Source organism: Janibacter sp. Y6 (genome assembly GCF_040900765.1).
Taxonomy (GTDB): Bacteria; Actinomycetota; Actinomycetes; order Actinomycetales; family Dermatophilaceae; genus Marihabitans; species Marihabitans melonis.
Map to the genome: position 1 here is coordinate 648275 of NZ_JAKLYZ010000001.1, position 23210 is coordinate 671484.

The 23210-nt window shown below is 67.2% G+C and carries 22 protein-coding genes; 9 read left to right on the plus strand and 13 right to left on the minus strand.

The window, feature by feature from the left end:
* Positions 1–273 precede the first annotated feature (273 nt).
* Positions 274–615 (plus strand): helix-turn-helix domain-containing protein, encoded by a 342-nt coding sequence (locus L6241_RS02995; protein ID WP_368244756.1) that lies wholly within the window; start codon positions 274–276, stop codon positions 613–615.
* A 68-nt stretch (positions 616–683) separates the two neighbouring features.
* Positions 684–1319 carry a DUF6308 family protein gene (locus L6241_RS03000; RefSeq protein WP_368244757.1) on the plus strand — a complete coding sequence of 212 codons (636 nt, stop codon included), beginning with the start codon at positions 684–686 and terminating at the stop codon, positions 1317–1319.
* On the opposite strand, the gene L6241_RS03005 is transcribed toward L6241_RS03000, so the two are convergent.
* The 6 genes from L6241_RS03005 to L6241_RS03030 form a co-directional block, all read right to left on the minus strand.
* On the minus strand, positions 1288–1536 hold the full coding sequence (locus tag L6241_RS03005) for a hypothetical protein (RefSeq protein WP_368244758.1): 249 nt from the start codon (positions 1534–1536) through the stop codon (positions 1288–1290). The two genes, L6241_RS03000 and L6241_RS03005, sit on opposite strands and share 32 nt — an antisense overlap.
* Positions 1537–1912: 376 nt before the next feature.
* Entirely contained in the window at positions 1913–2257 is a 345-nt protein-coding gene (locus L6241_RS03010; RefSeq protein ID WP_368244759.1) for a hypothetical protein, read from the minus strand.
* Between the two features lie 34 nt (positions 2258–2291).
* The gene (locus tag L6241_RS03015; protein ID WP_368244761.1) at positions 2292–2888 is read right to left on the minus strand and encodes a hypothetical protein; all 597 of its coding nucleotides are present in this window, start codon (positions 2886–2888) and stop codon (positions 2292–2294) included.
* Positions 2889–2932: 44 nt separating this feature from the next.
* Positions 2933–6139: a type I restriction endonuclease subunit R gene (locus tag L6241_RS03020; protein WP_368245141.1), complete on the minus strand. Its 3207-nt coding sequence runs from the start codon at positions 6137–6139 to the stop codon at positions 2933–2935.
* The gene (locus L6241_RS03025) at positions 6139–7446 is read right to left on the minus strand and encodes a restriction endonuclease subunit S (RefSeq protein WP_368244762.1); all 1308 of its coding nucleotides are present in this window, start codon (positions 7444–7446) and stop codon (positions 6139–6141) included. Before L6241_RS03025 ends, L6241_RS03020 begins: the two co-directional genes overlap by 1 nt.
* Positions 7443–9395 (minus strand): N-6 DNA methylase, encoded by a 1953-nt coding sequence (locus L6241_RS03030; RefSeq protein ID WP_368244764.1) that lies wholly within the window; start codon positions 9393–9395, stop codon positions 7443–7445. Before L6241_RS03030 ends, L6241_RS03025 begins: the two co-directional genes overlap by 4 nt.
* Positions 9396–9584: 189 nt before the next feature.
* Here L6241_RS03030 and L6241_RS03035 point away from each other — a divergent pair, with 189 nt between their 5' ends.
* Positions 9585–10037 (plus strand): hypothetical protein, encoded by a 453-nt coding sequence (locus tag L6241_RS03035; protein WP_368244765.1) that lies wholly within the window; start codon positions 9585–9587, stop codon positions 10035–10037.
* Between the two features lie 9 nt (positions 10038–10046).
* Here L6241_RS03035 and L6241_RS03040 read toward each other — a convergent pair whose 3' ends face one another.
* Entirely contained in the window at positions 10047–10358 is a 312-nt protein-coding gene (locus tag L6241_RS03040; RefSeq protein WP_368244766.1) for a helix-turn-helix domain-containing protein, read from the minus strand.
* Positions 10359–10824: 466 nt separating this feature from the next.
* Here L6241_RS03040 and L6241_RS03045 point away from each other — a divergent pair, with 466 nt between their 5' ends.
* From L6241_RS03045 to L6241_RS03065, 5 genes are read left to right on the plus strand one after another with little or no spacing between them, the layout of a single operon-like run.
* Positions 10825–11163, plus strand: a complete 339-nt coding sequence (locus L6241_RS03045) for a hypothetical protein (RefSeq protein WP_368244767.1) — start codon at positions 10825–10827, stop codon at positions 11161–11163.
* The gene (locus tag L6241_RS03050) at positions 11163–12668 is read left to right on the plus strand and encodes a DDE-type integrase/transposase/recombinase (RefSeq protein WP_368244768.1); all 1506 of its coding nucleotides are present in this window, start codon (positions 11163–11165) and stop codon (positions 12666–12668) included. The genes L6241_RS03045 and L6241_RS03050 overlap by 1 nt, the downstream gene beginning before the upstream one ends.
* A complete protein-coding gene (locus L6241_RS03055; RefSeq protein WP_368244770.1) occupies positions 12665–13369 on the plus strand; it encodes an AAA family ATPase in 705 nt (234 codons plus the stop codon). Before L6241_RS03050 ends, L6241_RS03055 begins: the two co-directional genes overlap by 4 nt.
* On the plus strand, positions 13366–14676 hold the full coding sequence (locus tag L6241_RS03060; protein WP_368244771.1) for a hypothetical protein: 1311 nt from the start codon (positions 13366–13368) through the stop codon (positions 14674–14676). The genes L6241_RS03055 and L6241_RS03060 overlap by 4 nt, the downstream gene beginning before the upstream one ends.
* The gene (locus tag L6241_RS03065) at positions 14673–15371 is read left to right on the plus strand and encodes a helix-turn-helix domain-containing protein (RefSeq protein ID WP_368244773.1); all 699 of its coding nucleotides are present in this window, start codon (positions 14673–14675) and stop codon (positions 15369–15371) included. Before L6241_RS03060 ends, L6241_RS03065 begins: the two co-directional genes overlap by 4 nt.
* Positions 15372–15412: 41 nt before the next feature.
* Here L6241_RS03065 and L6241_RS03070 read toward each other — a convergent pair whose 3' ends face one another.
* The 6 genes from L6241_RS03070 to L6241_RS03095 form a co-directional block, all read right to left on the minus strand.
* Positions 15413–15919, minus strand: coding sequence for a hypothetical protein (locus L6241_RS03070; RefSeq protein ID WP_368244776.1), 507 nt, complete (start codon positions 15917–15919; stop codon positions 15413–15415).
* Positions 15916–16398: a hypothetical protein gene (locus tag L6241_RS03075; RefSeq protein WP_368244778.1), complete on the minus strand. Its 483-nt coding sequence runs from the start codon at positions 16396–16398 to the stop codon at positions 15916–15918. Before L6241_RS03075 ends, L6241_RS03070 begins: the two co-directional genes overlap by 4 nt.
* An 89-nt stretch (positions 16399–16487) precedes the next feature.
* Positions 16488–17504, minus strand: coding sequence for a nucleotidyltransferase domain-containing protein (locus tag L6241_RS03080; RefSeq protein ID WP_368244780.1), 1017 nt, complete (start codon positions 17502–17504; stop codon positions 16488–16490).
* Positions 17505–17845: 341 nt separating this feature from the next.
* Entirely contained in the window at positions 17846–20755 is a 2910-nt protein-coding gene (locus L6241_RS03085) for a vitamin B12-dependent ribonucleotide reductase (protein ID WP_123092845.1), read from the minus strand.
* Positions 20756–20896: 141 nt separating this feature from the next.
* On the minus strand, positions 20897–21367 hold the full coding sequence (gene nrdR / locus L6241_RS03090; protein ID WP_201468342.1) for a transcriptional regulator NrdR: 471 nt from the start codon (positions 21365–21367) through the stop codon (positions 20897–20899).
* 400 nt (positions 21368–21767) lie between these two features.
* Positions 21768–22157 (minus strand): LysM peptidoglycan-binding domain-containing protein, encoded by a 390-nt coding sequence (locus L6241_RS03095; protein ID WP_083968765.1) that lies wholly within the window; start codon positions 22155–22157, stop codon positions 21768–21770.
* Positions 22158–22403: 246 nt separating this feature from the next.
* On the opposite strand from L6241_RS03095, the gene lexA reads away from it, so the two are divergent.
* The gene (lexA, locus tag L6241_RS03100; RefSeq protein WP_368244782.1) at positions 22404–23144 is read left to right on the plus strand and encodes a transcriptional repressor LexA; all 741 of its coding nucleotides are present in this window, start codon (positions 22404–22406) and stop codon (positions 23142–23144) included.
* Positions 23145–23210: the final 66 nt, after the last annotated feature.

The following is a 23210-nucleotide window of genomic DNA, read 5'->3' on the forward strand; positions in this document are numbered from 1 at the left end:
CCTGCGCCGGATGGGTGCGAGGCGCACCGATCTCGTGTCGTTTCGGCGACGACCCGCGATCTGCCCCGGTATCTCGGGGTTGTCGTCATGTCGGGGGAGCACTCCCCCGGCGCATGTCTGCGGAAAGCGCGGGGCCCCGGCCGCAGCATCGCTGCGGCCGGGGCCCGTCGTGCGCAACTCGTGATCAGCTGTCGATGTGCGTCGATGTCATCGCGCCAGGCACGCGGTGCCAGTTCTTATCGTTTTTCACTTGCGAGTGAGAAGATGAGAAACATGATCACGGGACCATCTGCTGGGGCCATTGCGCAGCTCGCCGAGGACGTCGGTCAGGCGCTCGTTCGTTTCGCGGAGAGGGTTCGTCGCGAGGAGGCTGTGCCGGTGGCTGACGATGAAGCGGCAGGTCGTCGTCTCGGCAAGACCCAGACTCGGGTGCTTGCACTGCCAGGGCTGGCGACCGAGTCCGGGATGAGCAGTGGTGAGGTCGCTGAGCAGTTGAGCCTCGCGCAGGGCAACGCGCAGAGGACCCTCTCGTCGTTGACGTCGAACGGGCTGCTTCAGCAAGTCAAAGGCGTCAGACCCACTAGGTGGCGAGCTGCGCGAAGGGACAAGGAATGATCGCTCAACCGGACACGTCATCGTTCCGGCTCCCGCGCGCGCTGACTCCCGGGTGGGAGGGTGACGCTGTGGCTCTGCTGCGGGGGTACTTCGACAAGGACGCCCTCTACTCCGGCGCGGGCTTCACGGGTGCGCTCTTCGATACGTGGGATCCCACCAGGACTCGCACCTCCTCGCCTGATCAGTTCACGCCCGACGACCTGCAGGCGGTGGCGTTCCTGTCTGCTGACATCAGCGCCCGTGCCGCGATGAGACTGCTGGACCAGCGCGCCTCGGAGTTCAACGGGCTCCTGGCGGCAGTAGGCGCCGATCGCGAACTGGTGGATGAAGGGGATGCGATCGGTGAGTCATGGCCGGCGACCGTCCTCAACCGCGCCCTGCGAACCCTGCCCGGTGTCGGCGCGACCCGCGCCAGCAAGCTCATCGCCCGCAAGCGGCCGCGGCTGGTCCCGATCTTCGATTCGGTCATCAACGACCACGTCCTTGGTGGTTCAGGAGTTCTCTGGGAGCCGATGCGCCAGGCGCTGCGTCGGGACGACGCGTGGCTGCACCACCACCTGCTTGCTCTGAGGGACGCCGCTGGCCTGGGGCCTGAGGTGTCGGCCCTGCGGGTCTTCGATGTGATCGCGTGGCGCGAGGGCCTCACTGCGGGTTCCGGCAGTTCTCACGGCCCTACCGACCCCGTCGAGCGAGCTCGGCCCTGACTGCTCGCATGAGCGGCGTGCCCTCGAGCCACTCGTCGGGGGTGAGGTCCGTGGTCGAGGGCGCTCCGGCCTCTTGCGCGAGCTCGTGGGCAGAGACCCGACCGATCGCGGCATCGGCGACGCCCTCGATGAGTTCTCGCATGATCGCGCCATGGTGATACCGGGCCGCGTACAGGGTGAGGTGACCGATGACGTTGGACAGGTACTCCGCGCTCATCGTCGTGAGCTTGTGGGGTCGCTGATCGATGTCGACCCAGTAGACGTCCTGGTCGAAGACTCGCAGGTCAACAGTTCCGGCCTTGTGCTGTCCCCATGCGGTGAACGGCAGCTCGCCCGGCCACAGGTCCGAGTCGCCGGGAACGGGACTCGGGTCTGAGGGGCCGATGGTACTCACGGCGCCGAGTGTGCCCTCAAGGCCCGACATGGCAGTCGCAGCAGTGACCGGTCTCGCCCGGGTCTCGTTGTTATAGGTTGTTATAGGTCGCGCGATTTGGCGCGATCTATAAGGGACGAGTCTCATCGGCGCTTGCTGTGCTCGAGGCTCCCTGACCAGGTGTCGTCATCTGCTGGCCCAGGCCTGGGCTCGTACCCGTTCATGCCTCCGGTGTTTCCGGAGTGTCGGTTGCCGTGACGGCGGCGGGCGTGATGGTCGCTACCGTGGAGCTGGCACGCCACTGCTCCATGAGCGGGTCGACGGGGTCGTCGAACCACAGGAAGAAGCGTCTTCCTACCGACGGCCAGATCTCCACCCGCGTGATGGGCATCTCGAGCCGGTCATAGGCCAAGGGTCCGGCGGTGGGGCCGGGGAGCCGGGTGTAGGTCATGACGTCCAGGTCCCACACATGGACCGAGTTGCCGGTGTCGACCTCCCAGTGCCCACCCATCTCAGGACTCAGCTCTGTTGGGGTCTGTGTCTTGTCCTGCGGCGACTGGTCCATGCAGGTGACCGTGCCAGGCCCTACTGACAAGTGGTCAGCGACGTTTGCCGTGCTCGAAGCTGCCCGGGACTCGCCTGTCCATGGCGTCTTCTCTTGAGCGATACAGGACTCTGCCCGACCCGTCGCACTCAACGTCCTCGTCGCCGCGGCGCTTGCTGTGCGGCTGAACCGTCCACCCGTCTTCCTCCAGGTCGACGGCGACCCGGACGAGACACACCGGGCAGGCACGCGAACGCGTTAGTGCCGTGCCCGCGAGATCCTCTGTGCCCGTCTGCCGCAAGCGGGCGTCTTCCTTCTTGTACTTGCACGCGATACAGATGCCTTGCTCGGGGTCGAACCTCCCTGCGGCCTTGGTCTCTCCGCAGGCGCGGCACACGCGGAAGTGCGGCAACTTGCCGGACCCGCGCCCGCATCGAGGTTTCTGCGTGGGCTCCTTCCCCGCCTCGAGTGCCGACAGGTGCTCCTCGCACGTGGCGTGCAGAGCCAGGTACTCCTGGCCGCGCGCAAGCTCCTCAGCGAAGCGCGGCTCGAGCGGCCGTAAGTCAGCCGCATAGGTGAGCTTGTCGACCAGAGACCGTGTGCGTCGAAGCTTCTCCTCGTGCTCGCGCGGCAGGCGGTAGTAGGCACTCACCCCCTCACCGTCCTCTCGGGGTGCGCTGCGAGCCCGGCCCACCGTCAACCGTCCTGGTCGTCGGTGTGCAGATCCTTGTAGATGAGCTCGCCGATGAGCTTGATCATGGTCTGCTCGATCGCGCCCTTCTCGGTGAACAGCTCAGCCATGCGGGACTGGGCGATGTCGGTCTCGGCGACGGCAAGGATCAGCGCGTCGTGGAGATTCTTGGAGGAGAGGAACTGGTCGGCGTTGTTGGCCTCCGCCTGGAGGCGCAGGTCCTCGTCGGCCTTCATCGCCTCGACGAGGGTCAGGACCCAGGACGCGATCTGGTCGTCGCGGAAGTTCTCCCCGGCGAACTGCTCGTTGAGACGGTCGATGAGCTGCTTGAGGAGCACCATCTTCGGGTCGTGGGTCGTCCCGGCACCGGCGGCCGTGATGGGCTGGAGCTCCTTGCCGTCGGTGACGGACAGGGAGTGCTCACCGGTGTGCTTCTGCTTGATGTTGGTCAGGGTCACCGTGGACAGGTCGATGGTGACCGAGGGCTTCTTCCCGCGGATGTGCGGTGCGAGGAGGCGGAAGAAGATGGCGTGCTTCTCCACGTCCGTGTCGCCGAAGTCGACGATCTGAGAGAGGAAGTCGTGGAGCTTGACGTAGGTGGAGATGTCCTTGCGGAAGATGTCCAGCTCGTCGAGGGCTGACTTGTCCCCATCGGCCTGAGCCTTGAGGTACCGGGTGCTGAACCGCTTGGCGACAGGGGTCAGGGCGCCCTTGATCTTGTTGTTGCCCTGCTTCTTGACGTACGCGTCGACGACGGCGTCGATCTCCTCGAAGGTGTACAGGCCGGACTGGTCGAGCTTGCCCTGCAGGTCATGCAGGAGGTTCGGGTCGGTGGTCTCGACGAGCTCGGCCTCACCGAAGTACGGCTTGAACGCCTCGAGGATGTCGTCGGCGGTGTTGACGAAGTCAAGGATCATCGTCGTGTCCTTGCCCGGGTAGGCCCGGTTCAGACGCGAGAGGGTCTGCACGGCCTGAACCCCGGAGAGCTGCCGGTCGACGTACATGGCGCACAGCAGGGGCTCGTCGAACCCGGTCTGGAACTTGTTCGCGACGATCATGACCCGGTACTGGGGCTTGCGGAACGCCATCCGCAGGTCCTTCTCGCCGGGGTTCATCGAGGACTCGGTGAACTTCCCGTCAGCGTTCGTCAACGACGACCCGGGCACCGACTCGTCGTCGGCGACCTCCCCGGAGAACGCCACCAGCGAGGTGTAGTCCTTGTAGCCCTTCTTCGTGATGTAGGCGTCCATCGCGTGCTTGTACCGGACCGCGGCCTGGCGGGAGCTGGTCACGACCATGGCCTTCGCGCGGCCTCCGAGGAGGCCCTTCACGTTGGCCTCGAAGTGCTCGACGATGATCTCGACCTTCTGGGCGATGTTCGTCGGGTGGAGCTTCACCCAGGAGATGAGTGACTTCGTCGCGGCGGCCTCGTCGACGAACTCGCCGTCCTCGTCGCGGGTGGTGATCCGCACCTGACCGTTCTTGGCGGCCTGCCCGAGCTGGTAGGCGGTCTTGTACGTCGTGTACGAGCGCAGCACGTCGAGGATGAAGCCCTCTTCTATGGCCTGAGACATCGTGTACGTGTGGAACGGGTGGGGGATGTCGTCGGCGTCGCGAGTGCCGAACATCTCCATCGTCTTGGTCTTCGGGGTGGCCGTGAACGCCAGGAACGTGATGTTCCCCGTCTCTGCCTTCGCGCGGGCCTCCGACGCCAGGAGCGCCTCGACATCGACCTCTCCCCCATCGTCGAGCGCGTCGGCCTCTTGTGCGGTGAGGACCTGCTTGAGCTTGGTCGCTGACGCGCCGGTCTGCGAGGAGTGCGCCTCGTCAGCGATGACCGCGAAGCGGCGGCCCTTGAGGGACTGGTTCTCCTGCATCGCGGCCAGGACGTACGGGAAGGTCTGCAGGGTGACGACGATGATCAGCTGACCGGAGGTCAGCGCGTCGGTCAGGTACGCCGACTTCGAGGAGAACGACTTCTTCTGCGTCTCGGTCGGGGAGATCGTGGCGACCATCCCGGACTTCGCCTCGATCTGCTTCACGGCGTCCTGGAGCTGGGCGTCCAGGACGGTGCGGTCGGTGACGATGACGACGGTGTCGAACACCTTGGTGTTGTTCTCGTCGTGCAGCGTCGCCAGGCGGTGCGCGGCCCACGCGATCGAGCGGGTCTTGCCCGACCCGGCGGAGTGCTGGACGAGGTACCGCTCCCCCGCGCCGTTGGCCTTGACGTCCTCGACGATCTTGGTGACCGCGTCGAGCTGGTGGAACCGCGGGAAGATCAGGGTGTGGCTGGTGGTGACCTGCTTGGTCTGCGGGTCGGTGGTCTTGGACGTCTCGTAGTGGACGAACTTGCCGAGGATGTCGAGGAACTGGTCGCGCTGCAGCACGTCCCGCCACAGGTACGTCGTCGGTGACCCGCCGTCCTCGTCCAGGCCGTTGCCGGCGTGACCGTCGTCGCCGCGGTTGAACGGGAGGAACACCGTCTTCGGGCCGGCGAGCTTCGTGGTCATCCACACCTCGTCGTTCGATACGGCGAAGTGGACCAGGGCGCGGGTGCCGAACCCGAGGAGAGGCTCACCGGCGGGCTGGCGGTCGTGGACGTACTGGTTCTTCGCGTCGGCGACGTTCTGAGTGAAGTCGGTCTTCAGCTCCAGCGTGGCGACGGGGATGCCGTTGACGAACAGGACCAGGTCGATGCTGTTGTTGTTCTTCGTCGAGTAGTGAACCTGCCGCATCACCCGCAACCGGTTCGCGGCATACCGCTGCGTGACAGTCGGGTTCAGGGTCTGCTCCGGACGCTTCTGCATCATCTCGAACTTCGCCGGGACGTCCTTGAACCCCGACCGAAGGACGTGCAGGGAACCGCCGGCGGGTTGGCCCTTGTCGAGAACCTTCGCCAGCCGCGTCAGGATCCCGTCACGCGACTTCGCCTGCGCCTGCTCCGACGCGCTCGCCTTGACGATCTTCGCGAGCTCGTCCGGCTGGGTTTCCTCCAACCACGCGAACACGTCCTCCGGGAACAGCGCCCGCTGCCGGTCATAGCCAGTGTCGTTCGCGCTGTACAACCACCCGTTCGCGGCCAGGTGCTGACACAGCTCTGCCTCGAACGCGCTCTCCCACGTCTGACTCACCCCCGACGCCAAGATGCCGTGCGATGCCAGCTGGTCCGCGATGGCCTGCTCCATCGGGCTCTCAGGCGAGGGTGTTGTCATTACGCCGCTCCTTTCGTGACGTCGATCTGACCGGTCACCGCGGCGGTGACCAGCGCTGACCGCCGCTCGCGGGCCAGTTCGGTGAATCGTTCGGCTTTCGCGATCAGTGCGTCGATCTTGGCGGTCTCGCGGTCGAGGTGGTCCGCGATCTCGCGCTGCTCGTCCACAGGCGGGCAAGGGATGCGAAGTGCGCCGAGCACTTCCCGCGAGAGCGAAGGGAGTGTCGCTGTCCGGTTGTTGGCCTCGAAGAACCCAGAGAGTCTGCACATCTCTAGTACCGCGCGTATGTACCGAGTGTCGACGTCATCCTTGCGTGCGCGGACTCGCGCCACGTGGTTCTGGAAGGCCCAACCGGGGATTCCCTCCGGCAGGACATGGGATCGCCCGTACCCCGCTCCCCCCTCGACAACCACCACGTCGGCGGCGCGGAGCTCGTACTTGCTGACCTCTCGGGCGGGGACGGCAAGAGTCTTGCTGTCGTCTAAAACCAAGGCATCAGGCTGGATCGAACCGGCGGCTAGGTACGGCAGCTGGACGTCGTCATCGCCGGCTGCGGCCGCGTTGATCATCCTTCCGAGGACAACGGAAGCCTTGTGAGAGAGGCGAGGTGTCGACCAGTGTTCCGGGATGCTGCCGAACCAGTAGTTCGTCGTTTCGCGCGCGGTATGGGAGCGCGCCATTACAAGGTTCCCCCGCAGCTGAGACCGCCGCTCGCGGAGCCGGTCGATCAGCTTGGTCTGCTTCTCAATGAGGGCGTCGATCTTCGCCGTCTCGCGATCCAGGTAGTCGGCGATCGCACGCTGCTCGGGGAGTGATGGGACGGGCAGGTGGATCTTGCCGAAGTCCTGATACCGAATCGACTGTCCGTCACGCAGCTGGTTCACGGTGACGCGAAGCGCCTGGACGTACCTGTCGGACTTCAACAACCAGCGGAAGAACGGCCCGTGCACGAGGGCTCGAGGAGTTAGGACGGTGTACGCAAGGCTCACCTTTCCGGCGACGGCCGATCGTTCGATCCCGCCTTGGAAAGACCGAAGATGGATGACGAAGTCCCCGGGGCGGACGCGCTTCATGGTGTCAGCGCCAGCGAGGTTCAGGACGACTCGCGTCCCGGTGATCTCCATGTACTCCGCCTGGGTCACGACCCCGTACTTCTGCGAAGGAGTGAGGTGCTCGTCTTCCGTGGCGCTCGCCTCACGACGGTCTGAGAACAGCGCCTTCGCCGGCATCATGCTCCACGAGACAGGTACAGCAGGCAACCAGTCATGGCCGGTCCCCTTGAACCCTCCCGACGGCTCCGCAGTCACGACTCGACCGCCTGGAGCAGTTCGATGATCTCGGCTGCGAGCTGGTCGAGCTCGGCGTCGATCTCCTCCAGCGGGCGAGGCGGCACGTACTTGTAGAACGAGCGCGTGAAGGGGATCTCGTAGCCGACCTTCGTCTTGGTCTCGTCGATCCACGCGTCGGGAACGTGGGGCGTCACCTCGCGCTCGAAGTATGCCTCGATGCTGTCTCGGAACGGCACCAGCTCCGTGTCTCGAAGGTCCGTGTCAGGCTCGACGTTGCCCTTGCTGTCCGTGCATGCGTCAGCTGACTCGTCACGATCACCGATCGCCTGCCATAGCGCCTTGACCAACGGGGCCCCGAGGGGCGCGCCCGCGGCCTTGAGCGCCAGCCGCAGTGCCTCGACGAACTCATCCCTGTTCGTCCACGACTTACCCTCCACCGAGGTCAGCGCGGTCCGGATAGTCGCCTGGTCGGACTCGTCCAGCTTCGCGACCGGCTTGGTTGCCATCGCCGCTTCCTCGGTAGCGGGCGTGACCTCGAAGCGGAGGCGTAGGGGCTGTTCGACGGTGATCTCCCAGTAGCCGAAGTCGGCCGGTTCGAGGATCTTGGACTCTTCGGTCTCGGCGAAGTCGTCGTAGAGCGTGACGATCGCGGCGCGGTGGGCCTCGGTGATCTCGCGGTTCTTGCTGCCAAGGTTCTTACGCAGTTTGGCCCAGCGGGCTGTGGCGTCGATGAGCTGGATCTTGCCGCGCCGCTCGATGGGCTTGTGGTTGTCGAGGATCCAGATGTAGGTCGCAATGCCCGTGTTGTAGAACATGTTCGTCGGCAGGGCAACGATGGCATCGACCAGGTCGTTCTCGATGAGGTGGCGCCTGATCTCCGACTCCCCCGACCCCGCGCCGCCGGTGAAAAGGGGCGAGCCGTTGAGGACGATCCCGGCGCGTCCGCCGGAGTTGGCGGTCCCGCTGGTGGCGGGGCGCATCTTGGCAACGAGATGCTGCAGGAAAAGCATCTGGCCATCGCTGATGCGGGGCAGGCCGGCGTCGAAACGGCCACCGCCGTCGTTGTACTCCTTGCGGACGACGGGTTCGGAGGCCTTCCAGTCACCGCCGTACGGGGGGTTGGAGACGCAGTAGTCGAAAGTGGTGCCGTCATGCTGGTCCTTGGCGAGGGTGTCGCCGAGCTTGATGGAGTCGACGTCGTGGCCCTTGCTGATCATGTCGGCCTTGCAGATGGCGTAGGACTCGGGGTTGAGCTCTTGTCCGGCGAGGGTGACCGAGGCGTGCGGATTCATCGCCAGGATGGTGTTCTCGGTGACCGAGAGCATGCCGCCGGTGCCGGCGGTGGGGTCGTAGATGGAGCGGACGGCGCCGGCGGTGGTGAGGAGGTCGCTGTCGGGAGCGAGGAGGAGGTCGACGAGGAGGTGGACGGCGTCGCGGGGGGTGAAGTGCTCGCCGGCGGTCTCGTTGCTGGCGGTGGAGAACTTGAAGATGAGGTGCTCGAAGATCTCGCCCATGTCGGCGTTGGAGACCTTGGAGGGGTGCAGGTCGGTCTTGGCGAAGGCCTCGGTGATGAGCAGGAGCCGGTCGTGCTCGTCGAGGCGGGTCAGGGTCTTGCTGAACTCGAACTTCTCGAAGATGTCGCGGACGTTCGCGCTGAACCCGGCGGCGTAGTCCCGGAGGTTCTCGCGAAGGTTCTCGGGGTCGCCCTTGAGCTTGGCGAGGGTATACGGCTTGGTGTTCCAGAAGTGCAGTCCGCACTTCTTGCGGAGCATCGCCGCGAGGACGGTCTCGTTCTTCTGGGTGGCGATGAGGTCGGTGATCTCGTCGCGGTGCTCGTCGAGGACGCACTCCATGCGCCGGAGGATGACGAACGGCAGCATGGCGGTGCCGTACTGGGCGGGCTTGTACACGCCCCGCATCTGATCGGCGATGCTCCAGATGAACCCGCCCAGCGCCTGTGCTGACATCCACTCTCCTGTGCTTGGTGCCTCCGACTGCTCAGGTCGGTGGCGTGAAGGGTGCTTCGGTGGTCACCGTAGTAGTGCTTGCCGACAACGGTTCTGGCAATGCCGGATCCGGCCAGCATCCCCGACACCACAGGGGCGTGCGGGTGACCGCGACAGCATGTGTCAGTAAGGACCGTCACGCTGCCGCCCATGACCGCACACTTCGACACATCAGACGGCCAGATCATCGCGACGAGCGACGCAGCCCCTGGGCTCCGGGCAGCTCACCCGAACTTCGCCCTGGCGCTCCAAGAGCTGGTCAACGCGATCAAGGAGCGCCACCCCGACCTCGGGGTGACCGACGCTGCGGCCCTGCCGGAGCGGCTCCTGGTCACGACGTCCAGTAGCGCCCGGCATCTCATCGCTTTCGACCGGATCGACCACCGGCACACGGTGACCCGGCTACCAGAGCGCGGCCACAAGGCGGTCGGTGACTTCGACCTCGCCTCGCTGCGGCGCGACAAGGAAGCGGTCGAGCTGGTGGCACTGGAGCACCTCGCCATCGGTGAGAGGGCCGTCCTGGTTCTGCGAGGCGTCAACCCGGACCCGCCGATCGTCACGATCCGGGAGACGACCCCCGTCCTCGACGTCCGTTCCTTGTAGGGCGCACTCCTAGGGCTTGTTGATCGACACGTCCAGGTCGAGAGCGGCGGTGATGCGGATCAGGACGAACAGGTCGACCCAGCCGGTGCCGGCCTCGAGCCGGGTGACGGTGGTCCGGCTGACACCTGCTTCGTCCGCGAGGCGCTCTTGTGACCAGTAGCGGGCGGATCGCTCGCGTCGGACCTCGGTGGCGATGAACGCGGCAGCGTGGACAGCTCGACGCGTTGCAGGGTCCTTCGCTCCGGGGAACGGGCCTTCGGGCCAGTTGTCCGCCGGTCCGAAGCTGGCGGGCCCGGGGCGTCGACTGCTCGAGGTGGACACGACAGCGAACGTAGGTAGTTCACGGAGCCCTCCCACCCTGCCTGACCCATTTAGCGCCCTGCCTGCTACTGAACTGGTCCTGCCTGCGACTGAGGGGGTATCAGGGTGGTCGGACGGTCCTTCCTCGTCAGCCCCACGCAGGGTAGGTCGCTCGGCGGCATCGGACATGTCAGTCCGGTGGTGTTCCCTTCCTGTCACAGCGTGCGGGACCACGTGATGAGTGCAGGAGAGATCGATGTCATCAACCGATAACGACACGAAGACGACGCCGTCAGCCGTACAGGCATCGGCGGCTGTGACGGCCATCAACGAGCTGTGGGAAGGGGCAGGGCCTCCGCTCCCCAGCCCGGTGCCACTTTGGGACACGGAGCAGCTGCTGGCAGCGTGCGGCGCCGCGGTTCGGCGGTACTGCCCTCAGGCTCGCGGCCGGGCTCGCACCCTTGCCACCGCGAAGGTTCTCTCCGCCGTGGTGAGCTACACCCGGGTGTTCCACCCAAGCACGCCCTGGCTGCTCGACCCCACCATCACCTGCCCGGACACGGCCCGCCTGGCCTGGCGCCGAGAGGGCCAGGCGGAAGTGCTCGTCGACCTGGTGCGCAACCCTGGACCAAGGGCCGCGCTCCTGGATGCGTCCACGGAAGCCAGCGCACGCGACGGCATCGCGGGCGGCGCGAGCGCGGTAAGGGCCGTGAACCTCTCCGCCCCGCGAACCTCCCACGTGCTGCTCGCAGGCTCCTCGTCGTGGCAGCCGTGGCAGGCCGGGATCGGTCTCAGCCTCGCCCCGACCAGCTGGGAGGTGGCCTGATGATGGGCTCGAACGAGCGGGCAGCCGCGTTGCAGATGCTTGCTGGGTGCGCGAACGAGAGGGGTGTCCTCGCGAACAGGGACGTCGCTCAGGTAGCCGCTCAGTTCGCGGTGAGCACCCGGACGGTACGCCGCATGTGGGCCGCGCATCTGGATCACTCGCCTGAGGACCTCGACGACGACACCGCTGCTGCCCGGCCGGCACGCCCGGAGAAGTGGTGGCTCGACCGTGACGTCCTGGCCGTGGTCGCCGCCTCTCCCACCTGCCGGGACGCATGGCGCACCCTGCAGGAGGACCCCACGAAGGATGTGCCCGGATACTCGGCCTTCACGCGGACGCTAAAGCGGCACACCCGTGCTGACGTGTACGCGGCGATCAGCGCTGGTGGCTCTCGCGGTGGCCGGCAGGCGTTCCTGCAGCACACCCTCTTCGTCCCCTACGTCCAGGACCGGCGCAACGCCGTCTGGCAGGCCGACGCCCAAGAGATCCCCGTCGACGTCACCACGAACACCGGGGCTCGACGCATCAAGCCCTGGCAGACAACCTTCATCGACGACGCCACCCGCGTGGTCGTCGCAACAGTCATCACCACCGGGCGACCGACGTCCGCGGACGTCCTCGCTGCCCTCGCCGCGGGCGTTCGCGGGCAGGTGCTGCCCAACGGAACACGAATCGGTGCGATCCCTGCGGCGCTCCGGTTCGACAACGGGACAGAGTTCATCAACGACGCGCTGCTGACCGCGTGCGCGCGACTGGGCATCCAGCCCCAGCCGTGCCGACCGCACTCGCCGTGGGAGAAGGGCAAGATCGAACGCTGGCACCGCACCATCCAGAACGAGTGCTACGACAAGCTGCCGGGAGCCACCCACGGTCCCCGGTCCTTCACCGGGACCCAGTACTGGCGCCAGGTCGACGGTGACGTCCTCGACCTACGCTCCCTCACCATTCAGGCCCTGACGTGGATCCAGGAGTACAACTGCGATCGGACCCACTCAGCCCTCGGTGGCACTCCCGCAGACGCCTGGGCCAACGACCCCACCGAGCTCCGCTGGGCCGAACCCGCGGCCCTCTACCAGTTTGCGCTGGCCTTGTCGAAGACCCGGAAGATTACACCTGAGGGCGTCAGCGTCGACGGGGTGAAGTATCTCTCCCCCGAGATGGGCGCCCACGTCGGCCGCACGGTCGAAGTCCGGGTCCTCCCCCACGACCACTCCGCGGTTGCTGTGTACGTCAACGGCGACTACCTCTGCGAGGCACGCCCAGCGGCGAACCTGACCAACGAAGAGCGGCGCGAGATCCTCGTGGGTCGACGCCTTGGGTACGAGCAGGCCATGGCAGCGCACCGCGAGGGCGTCCAGCGACGGTTCGCCGAGGCCGCGAACGCGGATGAGGACCTGGAGGTCGAGGCACTTCTGGCCGCTCACTCCGACGACCCCGACACGGTCTTCACCGACGAGGCCGCGGCCCTGCTGGCCACCACCTACGACGATGGAGATGAGGAGTGAGCACCACCATCCGCACCGTCCAGTTCACCAAGGCCCAGGCGATCCTTCGTGCGGTGACAGCGAGCAACGACATCGCCGCTGTGTACGGGCCGCCCGGGAGCGGTAAGAGTCGTGCCGTCGAGCACTTCCTCACACAGGATCCGTCCATGCACGGTCGTGCTTGGCGCCGGCTGCAGATGCCCTACCGGCCCTCGCCCAAAGAGCTTTCCGTCCGGTTGCTTCGTGACCTGGGGGCGCCGACGACCGGGACTGGGTACGAGCTCTCGGACCGGGTCACTGAAACGCTCAAGGGCAGCAACATGGTAATTACTGTGGACGAGGCGCACCATCTCAACGCCTCCGGGCTGCAGCAGCTGCGCTACCTTCACGACCGCTCGGAGCGGTCCTGGGCACTGGTGCTCGTCGGCTCCGACATCGACAAGGTCCTCGGCACCGCAGCCGAGCTGCGCAGCCGCGTCTCCGGGTGGGCAGACTTCACTCCTCTGACCGGCGCCGAGATGATCGCCACCGCCAAGCAGCTGCACCCGGCCTTGCATGCCCTGAGCAACGACACCATCCGACTCGTAGACAAGCGGTTCGCGCGCGGCAACCTGCGCGACTGGATCCACTTCAGCGAGCAGGTGACCAGACTCGCCGGCCAGTCGGCCATCACCCAGAGGCACATCGACGCTGCCCTCGAGATGCTCACGGTGCGCCGATGACAACCCGAACCCCTGCAGCGCCCGAGGCCAGGATGGAGCTCGCACGAGCCAGCGGCGGCATCATCGCCGTCCACGACACCGCTGGCACCTTGGCGCGCGCCACCTTCGGCGAGCTGCACGACCCCGAGGACGGTCTGGTCATGGTCCAGGTGCGCCCTGGGACACGCAGGCTTGTCACCTTCGCCGCCGACCTTCAGACCGCGCTCGGAGTCGATCAAGAGCTGACCGGCTTCGGTCGTCCCGGCGAGGGCAGCTGGGAGCTGGCCACCGTCGCCGTCCTTGCCGAGAACATCGGTCACGTCATCGTCCTCGACCCGTGGCTGCTCACGCACACCCTGCTGGGCGAGCTCATCGAACGTCTCCAGGCCACCGGAGCGGTCCTCTGGCTGGTCGGGCGAGGCGCATTCAGCGACGACCACCGCGATGTCGTCGACCGGTGGACCACGACGGTGATCGACGCCGACGCCTTCCGCGCGGCGTGGGCCGACCGGCCGAGTGGTCCACGACCGGCGACCGGGACGTCATCGCAAGGCACCGACGACTTCCCGATCCATGTTCCTGACGTGGACTTCACGCTGTTCCGCGCGGCTTGCCGAGACCAGCTCACCGCTGAGGAGTTCAGTGCAGTCGACACCCACTTCCGCACGTGCGCGGCGACCGCGCGGGAGTGGTTCCAGACACACCTCGGGCCTGAGACCCTGGTGAACGAGGAAGCGTTGGCCGCCCGGCTGCACGAGCAGTGGCACCAGTCCCCCACGACTGCGCACTTCATTGTCGCGGTCCGCGCGTTCGAGGTTGCCGCGTTCTCCATCGACTGGCAGCTGCAGGTCGACCTGCCCCAGCTCGTCGGCACTGCCCGGGTCAGCCCGCACGTTGCGGAACGTTCCCCGCAGGTCTGGGCGCGGTTGCGCGGCTACGCCAGCCCGCACCGAGGCGCCGTGTGCGCACTGACCGCAGCAGGTATCGACCTCGCCGACCAGCCGGCCCTGACCGTCGAGTCCATCACCGGACGCGGCCGGGAGGTCGTCACTCCGGATGGTCGCCGCATCGACGTCGAGGACGGCGCAGCACCCTACCTGTTCGCGCAGAAGCTGGCTCGCCTCCTGCAAGGAGCACCCGGCGATGCCCCGCTGCTGATCAACGACACGGGCGCAGCCCTTCGAGAGCGTGCCCTCGCCGACATCCTCACCACTGCCCGCATCGAGCTCGGTCTCAACCTCGTGGGTCTGCGCGCCGAACGACGTCAACCCACCGGCGACCGGTGGCTGACCCGATGGGGCCTCAGCATCCAGGAGCTCCGCCGATGACCACCGTGGCCCTCCACGCCGAGCGGATCCGCGCGCGACGCCTCGAGCTCGCTCTCTCCGAACGGGAGGTCGCCTCCCGGTGGGGCGTCAGCACCGCCGTCCTGCGCAGCGTCGAAGCCCGTCGCGTCGACGCCGACCTCACCCTCGGTCAGGTCGCCAAGCTCGCCGACATTCTCGGCCTCGGCCTCGACGAAGTCATCGGCATCCCCACGGCCCCGATCACAGATGACAGCCTCGCGGCGGACGTCGAACTCCTGGGGTCGGTCCTCGCTGACATCCGTGTGCTCGTGCCCGTGGAAGGCATCGCTGCGGCCCTGTCCTGGGACCTGGACCGGGTCCACCGGGCCCTCGATGAACTCGACCGTCGCCTTGAGCCAATCGGACTGCGCGTCCACCGCCTCGGTCACGACGTGCGCATCGCTAGACGGGTCACCGTGGCCAGCGAGGAGCAGCTTCGCGCGGTGTGGCGTCGGCACTTTGCGGTCCGTAGCCTCGCACCGGTGCAAGCCCGTCTACTCCTGCAGATCCGCGACGGCAAGGTCAAGATCAGCGGCAACAAGGACACCGAGAAGGTCCGCCTCCCCGAGCTCGCAAACGCCGGACTCATCCAGCCTGCGGACGCCAGCACCGGGACGAACGCCAAGTGGGAGCTGACCGATGATGTCCGGTTCAGCGTGCTCCTCGGTGAACTGTGACGTCTTCACGGCCAGCCGTGGGCCGTGTCCACTGGGCACGTCTACTGCGGCCCGACGTCCTTCCGCATCGCCGCCTCGATCCTGCCGCGGGCGGCGTCGCAACGGTTCCGGCGGAGCGCGGTTCCCAGGGGAATCTTGTGGTCTTGACGGATGGGCTTGGCCTTCCAGGCCCTGCTGATGTCGCGGCCTGCCTCCGCCCGTGCCGCTGCTACGTACTCTCGGTAGGCATCGGCCACCTGCGGACTTGCAGAGATGTTGAGCAGGGCTTGGTGATACGCGAGCCGGCTCTGCACATCGTTGATGTGGTTGGTGAGACGTTCCCGTGCGTCGGGACCCCTCTCACGACGGATCACTCGATAGGGCGCTTCGATGTAGTCCTCGACTGCTGACAGGGCATCCGCGTAGATCTTCGACCTTTCGACTCTGCGCTGCTCGCGCTGCTGCCGCCGGTAGCCCTCGACGGCGACGGCGGCGGCGATGAGCGCCGCAAGGATGACTGCGAGGTCCGCGTGATCGAAGCCGCGAATGAAGCAGATGACCTCGTTCATCGCTGCCGTCCGCGCGCCTGCTCGCGTGCTGCCCGGCGCCGGTCCTGGGGAAAGCCGTGACCCTCTTCATCTAGGGGCCACTCGTGACCGGCTCGGACCATGTCTTCCGCGACGACCTGGTTGGTGATGATGTGGGCGAGTGAGATCAGTCCCTTGTCGTGGGTCCACCTGCGCTCGGGGACGTCACGCGGGTACCACAGGCACATGGAGCCGTCGGGGTTTCGGTGGTTGGGCACCACTTCGCTCATGGCCAGATGCATGTGCCTGGGCAGCAATCGCGGCGTGCGGGCAGGCAGCCCGCCGAAGACCCTGGGCGAGTCCATCGCTGGAAGCCCGTAGGTTTCCAGCGTCCCGCTTGGCTCGAATATCGCTACTGCCTCGAATGGCTCAGCCCGGGCGGGCGCCTCAAGGGTCATCCAGAACGCAACCCATGACGGCGCGAGCACCGTCGACACGTCGAGCTGCGGCCAGTCACGCATGCCTGCCAGGAGAGACCTGCGCCACTCCCCATCCCATCCGTACCACGGCCGCGACGGAGTGCTACGCAGGAGCGCTGCGCCGCCCCTGATCACGACTCGAGTCGCCAAGACTTGGTCGGGACGAACGGTGCGGCTCGTCCGACTCCCAAGTTCTGGCGCGCCCTCTTGTCCGCAGCGATCTCGGCGTAGACGTCCTCGGCGAGGGGCGGGGGAAGAGTCTCCGGGTCTCCCAGCCACTTGCTGAGCTCGTCGTGGGCCTGGACCGGGTGTCCATCCTTCTCGTGAGCGATGGCCGACTGGAGGTGCGTGCAGGCTCGCTTGAGGCGCTTGACGACCTCGTCCTTGTCGAGGTTGGTCTTGATAGGTCCGGGTGCTACCCCAGTCGGATCAGGCGTCTCACGATCAACCAGCTCGGCTGCGGCGTACTCGTACCACGCTGCCAGGCCCTCAAGCTCGGTCATCGGTCCGGACAGGCAGCCCAGCGCGAGGGCCTTGATGTTCCATGAGCACAGGGGCTCCTTGTGGTGCTTGTTCCAATGCTTGACCAGACGAACTACACGGGCAAAGACCGAGTCGGTGTCCTTGATGGCACGGAGCACCAGCCGAGTGTGCTCCTCAGGGTGCGACCGGTCCCACGAGTCGTCCTTGGGGATGTACAGACCATCGCCCTGGGGGTAGTCGACCGCGACGATGACGTCAGCCGTGAAGTCCTGGGCTCCGGGAGTGACAGGGTCACGGAACCGCACGAGGATCGAGCGACGGCGGTTCTTGTACTCCACCTGCAGGTCTTCGTACTGCTCCTTGAGCCCCTCCCGGATCGCCTGGGCGGCACGCTCGATCAGTACTCCCGGCCCATCTCCTGCAGGACCGTACTGGCGGTCGGGATCGGGAACGACGACGCCGAGGTCGACGTCTGACAGCGGGCTGAGCGCGTCGCCGTGCGCGACGCTGCCGTTGACGTAGGAGCGAGATCCTGCGAACTCGGACTCCAAGCACTTGATGATGGCGCTTCGGCGTGTACGTGCCTCCACGAGCTCTTCGTCGCTGACCTCGATGGCCGCTCGGGCGTCACGGAGCAACTGCTCCAGGGTGGGCTGATCGGACATGCTCTGCTCTCTTCCTTGCTGGTGGGCCATTCGGCCGGGACTGGTTGACAACCAGAAGAGCGAGCGTGGTCTGATGGATGTGCACCATCCGCGGTTCAGGTTCCACCTGCTCTGCCCTCGTTGCGCCCGGTTGCCCCCGGGCGCTTCGTGGTTTCTGGCGTACTGACGATGTTCAGTTGTACGTCTTGCCACCGACAGCGCCCCGGTCCCCTGCAGTGGGGTCCGGGGCGCTGTGGGTTATCGGCTTGTCACTTCGTCACTGACAAAGTGATCACGAATGTCACCGCGCAACCGATGACACCTCGCGCAACTCCCCGGTGACATTCCGATGCGCGTCGACATCAGCTGCAGCCGCTGGTGGAGCCGCAGCCCTCGCAGACGTAGCAGGAGCCGGCGGGGCGCATCTTCGTCCCGCAGGTCATGCACATCGGCGCGTCGGCGGTCTTGCCCTGGAACTTCTCCAGCAGCTCGGCCGAGCTGTGGATCTGGCCGCTGACCTCACGGGCGGAGGCGGCGCCAGCGCCCGAGGTGACCTCGGCCGCGTGCTCCTCGACCGGGGCGTCGGCCTTCTTCGAGGACGGGGCGGCGGACTGGCTGTAGGTCTCCAGCTCGTCCTCGAGGTCCTCGTCGTCCTCGTTCGGCGCGGCCGCGTAGGACCCCGTCTCGAGCTGGCGGGCGCGCTCCTCGGCGGTGTGGATGCCCATGAAGGAGCGGGTCTCGAAGTCGAGGTAGTCCAGCGCGAGGCGACGGAAGACGTAGTCCATGATCGACTGCGCCATCCGCACGTCCGGGTCGTCGGTCATGCCGGCCGGCTCGAAGCGCAGGTTGGTGAACTTCTCGACGTAGGTCTCGAGCGGCACGCCGTGCTGCAGCGCGATGGAGATCGCGATGGAGAAGGCGTCCATGAGACCGGCGAGGGTCGAGCCCTGCTTGCCGAACTTGAGGAAGATCTCGCCGAGCTCGCCGTCGTCGTACGTGCCCGACGTGAGGTAGCCCTCGGCCCCGCCGACGGCGAAGGACGTGGTCTGCGAGGTGCGGCGCTTGGGCAGACGACGACGCAGCGGGCGGTACTCGACGACCTTCTCCGGCTCCGCGGCCTCGGTCTTCGCGTCCTTGGCGTCCTTCGCGTCCTTGGCGGTCGAGCCGCCGTCGGAGAGCGGCTGGCCGACCTTGCAGTTGTCGCGGTAGACCGCGAGCGCCTTGAGCCCGAGCTTCCAGCCCTGGATGTAGACGTCCTCGATCTCCTCGACGGTCGCGTCCTCCGGCAGGTTGACCGTCTTGCTGATCGCGCCGGAGAGGAAGGGCTGGGTCGCCGCCATCATCCGCACGTGACCCATCGGGCTGATCGAGCGCGCACCCATCGCGGTGTCGAAGACCTCGTAGTGCTCGGTCTTCAGCCCGGGGGCGTCGATGACGTGGCCCTTGTCGGCGATGTACTCGACGATCGCCTCGACGGTTTCCTGCGCGTAGCCGAGCTTCTTCAGCGCGCGCGGGATGGTGAGGTTGACGATCTGCATCGAGCCGCCGCCGACGAGCTTCTTGAACTTCACGAGCGAGAAGTCCGGCTCGATGCCGGTGGTGTCGCAGTCCATCATGAAGCCGATGGTGCCGGTGGGCGCGAGGACCGAGGCCTGCGCGTTGCGGTACCCGTTCTTCTCGCCGAGCGTGATGACGGCGTCCCACGCCTTCGTCGCGGCCGCGTGGATGTCCTTGTCCATCGTGTGCAGCGTGCGGACCTGGTCGTTCGCCGCCTGGTGCTTGCGCATGACGCGCTTGTGGGCGTCGGCGTTGCGGGCGTACCCGGCGTAGGGGCCGACGACCGCGGCGAGCTCGGCGGAGCGCTTGTAGGCGGCACCGGTGAGCAGCGAGGTGATCGACGCGGCGAGGGCGCGGCCGCCGTCGGAGTCGTAGCCGTGGCCGGTCGCCATGAGCAGCGCACCGAGGTTGGCGTAGCCGATGCCCAGCTGACGGTAGTCACGGGTCGTCTCGCCGATCGGCTCGGTCGGGAAGTCCGCGAAGCAGATGGAGATGTCCATCGCGGTGATGACGAGCTCGGCGACCTTCTGGAAGGTCGCGACGTCGAAGGTGTCGTCGTCGCGCAGGAACTTCAGCAGGTTGAGCGAGGCGAGGTTGCAGCTGGAGTTGTCGAGCGACATGTACTCGCTGCACGGGTTGGACGCGGTGATCCGGCCCGTCTCGGGGTTGGTGTGCCAGTCGTTGATCGTGTCGTCGTACTGGATGCCCGGGTCGGCGCACTCCCACGCGGCCTTGGCGATCTTGCCCATGAGCTCACGGGCGTCGACGGTGGAGATGACCGAGCCGTCCTTGCGGGAGGTGAGCCCGAAGTCGGTGCCGTCCTCGACCGCACGCATGAACTCGTCGCTGACGCGCACCGAGTTGTTCGCGTTCTGGTACTGGACCGAGACGATGTCGGCGCCGCCGAGGTCCATGTCGAAGCCCGCGTCGCGCAGGGCCCGGATCTTGTCCTCCTCGCGGGCCTTGGTCTCGACGAACTCCTCGATGTCCGGGTGGTCGACGTCGAGGACGACCATCTTCGCCGCGCGACGCGTGGCGCCACCGGACTTGATGGTGCCCGCCGACGCGTCGGCACCGCGCATGAAGCTCACGGGGCCGGAGGCGGTGCCGCCGGAGGAGAGCAGCTCCTTGCTGGAGCGGATGCGGGAGAGGTTGAGGCCGGCGCCGGAGCCGCCCTTGAAGATGAAGCCCTCTTCCTTGTACCAGTTGAGGATCGAGTCCATCGAGTCGTCGACGGAGAGGATGAAGCACGCCGAGACCTGCTGGGGGCTCTTCGTGCCGACGTTGAACCACACCGGGGAGTTGAAGCTGAAGACCTGGTGGAGCAGGGCGTAGGTCAGCTCGTGCTCGAAGATCTCCGCGTCGGCCGGGGTCGCGAAGTAGCCGTGGTCCTTGCCCGCCTTGACGTAGGTGAGCACGACGCGGTCGATGAGCTGCTTGAGACCCTGCTCGCGCTCGGGCGTGCCGACGGCGCCGCGGAAGTACTTCGTCGTGACGATGGTGCTCGCGTTGGCGGACCAGAAGTCGGGGAACTCGACGCCGCGCTGCTCGAAGATCGTCGCGCCGGTCTTCCAGTTCTGCTGGACGACGTCGCGCTTCTCCCAGGTCACCTCGTCGTAGGGGTGGACGCCCTCGGTGGTGTAGATGCGCTCGACCGTGATCCCGCGGTTCTTCGCGGATCGACGGGTGCTGGGCTTGCCGGCGGTCTCGGTCATGGTCCCTCTCTCGGTGGTGCGGGTCTGCAGGTGGTGCTGCTCATGTGGTGCTGTGTGGTGCGGGCGGCGTGCAAGGGAAGACCTCGCATCAAGCGTGTCACCGGGTACCGACAGCCCGATCGCGTGCCGGTACCCGGGGGTCTAGGGGGCGTCCTGCGCGAGGGCGGCGTGCTCGGCGCGCAGCAGGGTGATGGCGGCCTCGAAGTCCTCGAGCGAGTCGAAGGCCTGGTAGACGCTCGCGAAGCGCAGGTAGGCGACCTCGTCGAGCTCGCGCAGCGGGCCCAGGATCGCCATCCCGATCTCGTGGGCGTCGATCTCGGCGCTGCCCTGCGCCCGTACGGCCTCTTCGACGCGCTGGGCGAGCAGGGCCAGCTGGTCCTCGGTGACCGGTCGGCCCTGGCAGGCCTTGCGGACGCCGACGAGGACCTTGGCCCGGCTGAAGGGCTCCGCCGCGCCCGAGCGCTTCGTCACGCTCAGGCTCGCGCTCTCGAGCGTGGTGAAGCGCCGGTTGCACTCGGGGCACTGCCGACGCCGACGGATCGAGGACCCGTCGTCGGCCGTGCGCGAGTCGATGACGCGAGAGTCGGTGTGACGGCAGAAGGGGCAGTGCACGATGCTCTCCTCTCGGGCACGGTGGCACAGGTCGGGCACCGGCTGACCTGCACGAGGCGGGTCGCCGGCTGTGGACCGGGGTGTGGATCAGGGCGGTTCTGCTGTGGACATCTGTCGACAACCGGTGGACAACTCCGCCTCACATGTGCACTACATGTGGACGAATGACATCGGTGTAACCACTAGATGTAGTGCCATTTCATCACGCCCACCACCACGCACGCAAGACCCGGCGAGCCCCCGGGCGGGGAGGCCCGAGATACCGGGCGACACGCCGGTGCCAGGCCCCGCCGACGGCCGGCGGGGACAGCACGACGGCCGCACCCGGTGGAGGTGCGGCCGTCGCCGTCGCCCGGGTCGGGTCGAGGGACCCGGGTGGTCTGGTGATCCGTCGAGACGGTCAGCGCGTCGGGATGACGAGCTCCTGGCCGGCGTGGACGAAGGGGGTGCTCAGCGCGTTCTCCGAGCGGATGGCCGAGACGGCCGCGCTCGTGGGGACGCCGGGCATCTGGCTGGCGGCGACGTCGCTGAGGGTCTGCCCCTGCTCGACGGTGACGGTCGTGGCCGCAGCGGCCTCGCCGCCCGCGGTCGCGATGCCGGTGCCGAGCGCGAGCAGCGCCGCGACGGCGATCGTCGTGAGCGCGAGGCGACCCCGCCGGGTCACCCGCAGCTCGGTGGGGACGTCGGTCCCCGTCGGCACGGACACGAGGTGGCGCTCGGCCCGGCGCGGGTCGCGCAGCGCCGAGGGCCGGGCAGCGTGCTGCGGGGCCTGGACGGTGAGTGCGCTCATGGTCTCCTCCTGGTCGTCTGGTCGAACCGGTGTTCGACGAGGCGTCTGCACGATGTCTAGCACAGGTGTTCGAGCGAGAACAAGACACGCTCGAACATGTGTTTGATCTAGACCGGGCCGAGCACTACCGTCGGCCACACGGGAGAGACAACCAGCGAGCACCGACAACGCTGTCCTCCCCCGCAGGAGCAGGCCACCAGCCGCCCCCTCACGGGTCGCGGCGCGAGCGAGACAGCGAGGGGCGCGATGAGCGAGGACAACATCCGCACGTTGCCGGTGCGGGACAACGGCGAGGGGCTGACCGCCCGGCAGGTCAAGGTCCTCGAGGTGATCCGCAGCGCGGTCGCGACGCGGGGCTACCCGCCGAGCCTGCGCGAGATCGGCGACGCGGTCGGGCTGACCAGCCCGAGCTCGGTGGCCCACCAGCTGACCGCGCTCGAGCGCAAGGGCTACCTGCGCCGTGACCCCAACCGGCCCCGCGCCATCGAGGTCGTCTCGCCCGAGGCGTCCCGCTCCCCCGAGGGCGACGCGCAGACGCACGACATCGCCGGCTACCGCGGTGGCGCCAGCCCCCAGGACCCCGACGCGACGGGCAGCGGCGACGCCCACCCCGCCGCGACGTACGTGCCGGTGCTCGGCCAGATCGCCGCGGGCGTGCCAATCGTCGCCGAGGAGAGCGTCGAGGAGGTCTTCCCCCTGCCGAAGCAGGTCGTCGGCGAGGGCTCCCTCTTCCTCCTGCGCGTCGTCGGCGACTCGATGATCGAGGCCGCGATCTGCGACGGCGACTGGGTCGTCGTGCGCCAGCAGCCGACGGCCGACAACGGCGACATCGTCGCGGCGATGCTCGACGACGAGGCGACGGTCAAGACCTTCAAGCGACGTGACGGCAAGGTGTGGCTGCTCCCCCACAACCCCGCCTTCGAGCCGATCGACGGCGACCACGCGACGATCCTCGGCAAGGTCACCGCGGTCCTGCGCCGCATCTGAGCCTGGCGCGCCGCCCCGGCCGGACGGGCCCGCCCTGCACGGGGCGGGCCCGTCGCGCGTGACGGG

Excerpts from the sequence above, each read along its gene's own strand:
- L6241_RS02995 (WP_368244756.1), top strand. The coding sequence starts at position 274 with ATGATCACGGGACCATCTGCTGGGGCCATTGCGCAGCTCGCCGAGGAC.
- L6241_RS03005 (WP_368244758.1), bottom strand. The coding sequence starts at position 1,536 with ATGAGCGCGGAGTACCTGTCCAACGTCATCGGTCACCTCACCCTGTAC.
- L6241_RS03010 (WP_368244759.1), bottom strand. The coding sequence starts at position 2,257 with ATGGACCAGTCGCCGCAGGACAAGACACAGACCCCAACAGAGCTGAGT.
- L6241_RS03020 (WP_368245141.1), bottom strand. The coding sequence starts at position 6,139 with ATGACAACACCCTCGCCTGAGAGCCCGATGGAGCAGGCCATCGCGGAC.
- L6241_RS03030 (WP_368244764.1), bottom strand. The coding sequence starts at position 9,395 with ATGTCAGCACAGGCGCTGGGCGGGTTCATCTGGAGCATCGCCGATCAG.
- L6241_RS03035 (WP_368244765.1), top strand. The coding sequence starts at position 9,585 with ATGACCGCACACTTCGACACATCAGACGGCCAGATCATCGCGACGAGC.
- L6241_RS03050 (WP_368244768.1), top strand. The coding sequence starts at position 11,163 with ATGATGGGCTCGAACGAGCGGGCAGCCGCGTTGCAGATGCTTGCTGGG.
- L6241_RS03060 (WP_368244771.1), top strand. The coding sequence starts at position 13,366 with ATGACAACCCGAACCCCTGCAGCGCCCGAGGCCAGGATGGAGCTCGCA.
- L6241_RS03065 (WP_368244773.1), top strand. The coding sequence starts at position 14,673 with ATGACCACCGTGGCCCTCCACGCCGAGCGGATCCGCGCGCGACGCCTC.
- L6241_RS03070 (WP_368244776.1), bottom strand. The coding sequence starts at position 15,919 with ATGAACGAGGTCATCTGCTTCATTCGCGGCTTCGATCACGCGGACCTC.
- L6241_RS03075 (WP_368244778.1), bottom strand. The coding sequence starts at position 16,398 with ATGCGTGACTGGCCGCAGCTCGACGTGTCGACGGTGCTCGCGCCGTCA.
- L6241_RS03080 (WP_368244780.1), bottom strand. The coding sequence starts at position 17,504 with ATGTCCGATCAGCCCACCCTGGAGCAGTTGCTCCGTGACGCCCGAGCG.
- L6241_RS03085 (WP_123092845.1), bottom strand. The coding sequence starts at position 20,755 with ATGACCGAGACCGCCGGCAAGCCCAGCACCCGTCGATCCGCGAAGAAC.
- L6241_RS03095 (WP_083968765.1), bottom strand. The coding sequence starts at position 22,157 with ATGAGCGCACTCACCGTCCAGGCCCCGCAGCACGCTGCCCGGCCCTCG.
- lexA (WP_368244782.1), top strand. The coding sequence starts at position 22,404 with ATGAGCGAGGACAACATCCGCACGTTGCCGGTGCGGGACAACGGCGAG.